We start from the raw sequence: 2,312 nt of genomic DNA on the forward strand, positions 1-2,312 counted from the left end.
GCCCTCAATCTCCCCCTACGGCCTGGCGGCCGTGGGAGGTGTCCCCAGGCGGGCTGAAGTTGCCTGGCAACTTCAGCCTCGCCGGCGATTGAGGCGCGGGGTCCGGGGGCGGAGCCCCCACGCGGCGGAGCCGCACATCGGTGCAGCGGGAAGGGGCGGGGCGCGGAACCGGCCCCGTGGGGGCGGATATTGTCAGGGCGTCCGTAGTCGACGAACGGAGCCCGCATGCCCGTCAGCCTCCAGAAGCTCGAGCAGCGCGCCCCCGCGCTCGTCAGCCTCTACAAGACCGCGGGCGTCTCCCTCCAGAAGCACGGCATGCACGGGCAACGCGCCGCCGTCTATCTCGTCGTCGACTATTCGGGGTCGATGAAGGACTACTACAAGGACGGCAGCGTCCAGGCTCTCGCGGACCGGGTTCTCGGGCTGTCGGCGCATCTCGACGACGACGGCACCGTGCCCGTCGTGTTCTTCTCCACGGACGTCGACGCGGTCACCGACATCGCGCTGGACAACCACCACGGCCGGATAGACGAGATCGTCTCCGGTCTCGGGCACATGGGGAAGACCAGCTACCACCTGGCCATGGACGCCGTCATCGACCACTACATGGACAGCGGGTCGACCGATCCGGCGCTCGTCGTCTTCCAGACGGACGGTGGGCCCATCAACAAGCTCGCCGCGGAGCGCTACCTCTGCAAGGCCGCGAAGCTTCCGCTGTTCTGGCAGTTCGTCGGCTTCGGCAACAAGCGGAGCTCGCAGTTCGACTTCCTGCGCAAGCTCGACGACCTCGCGGTCCCCGCCAAGCGCCCCGTCGACAACGCCGGTTTCTTCCACGCGGGGCTCGACCCGCGTCAGGTCCCGGACGCTGAGCTGTACGACCGGCTGGTGGCCGAGTTCCCGCAGTGGCTCGCCGCCGCCCGCGCCCGGGGCATCGTCCGGTGAGGTCCCGTACCGGCGGGCTGTAGCCCCGCACGCCGCGGCCGCCCGCGCCGCTCTCCACGACACCGGGAAAACCAGACAGAAGATGACCGCATTCCGGTGTTCGATGAGGTCATGACGCAATCCAGCTGGGCCGCCTTCGTGACGGCGGAGCCCGAGTTCGCCGAATCCGTACAGCACCGCTTCGAGAAGTACCGGCATCACGTACTGGCGACTCTCCGCAAGGACGGTTCGCCGCGGGTGACGGGTCTGGAGGTCACGTTCCGCTTCGGTGAGCTGTGGCTCGGCATGATGCACGGCTCCCGCAAGGCGCAGGACCTGCTGCGTGATCCGCGGTTCGCGCTGCACTCGAACCCGGGCGGGGACGACTCCATGGACGGCGGTGACGTGAGGATCTCGGGGCGCGCGCTCGAGGTCACCGAGCCGGCCGAGAAGGTCCGTTTCACCGAGGACGTGAAGCCGCCGGAGCCGTACCACCTGTTCCGGGCCGAGCTGACCGAGGTGGTGCGGACGTCGGTCGAGGGCGACGAGCTCGTCGTACGGCACTGGGCTCCGGGCGGCCCGGTCCGCACCCGGCGGCGCAGCTGACCGCCCTCGACGCGTACTGGCGGGTGACCCGGCGTCCTGGGACGGGGTCGAGCTGAAACGACGTAACTGCACGCCATGGAGGAGGAATTGGAGTCACGGCCGAGGCGCCCTTCGTCGAAGCGGCACGTACGCCGGCGCGCCCGGCAGGGGGACCGGCCGGGGGACCGGCCGGAGTGAGCGTCTCGACGGAGGGGCGTTGTGCCGGGTCACCCGCTCGGCGCAACCAGGGCGGAGAACATGATCAAGCCGCGCCACGGAGCCGGACCGGACCGTCACCCGCCGCGGCCGGCGGACCATGTGCGAACGCGGTGGTCAGGGGAGTGTGACGATCATCGGGCGTGTCTGATCCACGACTTCCCGGCCTCGGCGTGCTACGGTGGCGTAGTTGCAGTTTTGGTACCCATGAACTTTGTGTGCGCCTGACGGGAATGCTTCCTCAGGCGCACATTATTGTTTCCGGCTTTTCCGGATGGGGGTCAATGCAGCGACGGGAAATCCACGAGGTGTGGATTTTCGGCTTGCCCCTGTTTTAGGAGATTGACATGGCTACTGGAACCGTGAAGTGGTTCAACTCGGAAAAGGGCTTCGGCTTCATTGAGCAGGACGGCGGCGGCGCCGACGTCTTCGCCCACTACTCCAACATCGCCACCTCGGGCTTCCGCGAGCTCCAGGAGGGCCAGAAGGTGACGTTCGACGTCACGCAGGGCCAGAAGGGCCCGCAGGCGGAGAACATCCTCCCGGCCTGATTGCCGGGCGCGTATCTCGCAGCTCCTGCAGCCGGGGCC

Annotated in this window: 3 protein-coding genes; all 3 read left to right on the plus strand. The window is 68.2% G+C overall.

What is annotated here, in order from left to right; all coding sequences use genetic code 11:
• The first annotated feature begins 225 nt into the window (after positions 1–225).
• The 3 genes from ACWGH4_RS34285 (at position 226) to ACWGH4_RS34295 (ending at position 2,273) form a co-directional block, all read left to right on the plus strand.
• Positions 226–942, plus strand: coding sequence for a vWA domain-containing protein (locus ACWGH4_RS34285; protein ID WP_453467715.1), 717 nt, complete (start codon positions 226–228; stop codon positions 940–942).
• Between the two features lie 111 nt (positions 943–1,053).
• Positions 1,054–1,527: a pyridoxamine 5'-phosphate oxidase family protein gene (locus tag ACWGH4_RS34290; RefSeq protein ID WP_453467717.1), complete on the plus strand. Its 474-nt coding sequence runs from the start codon at positions 1,054–1,056 to the stop codon at positions 1,525–1,527.
• A gap of 542 nt (positions 1,528–2,069) precedes the next feature.
• Complete coding sequence (locus ACWGH4_RS34295; RefSeq protein WP_005318814.1) at positions 2,070–2,273, plus strand: cold-shock protein; 204 nt, start codon at positions 2,070–2,072, stop codon at positions 2,271–2,273.
• Positions 2,274–2,312: the final 39 nt, after the last annotated feature.

The sequence above is a fragment of the Streptomyces sp. NPDC054847 genome (assembly GCF_053610925.1).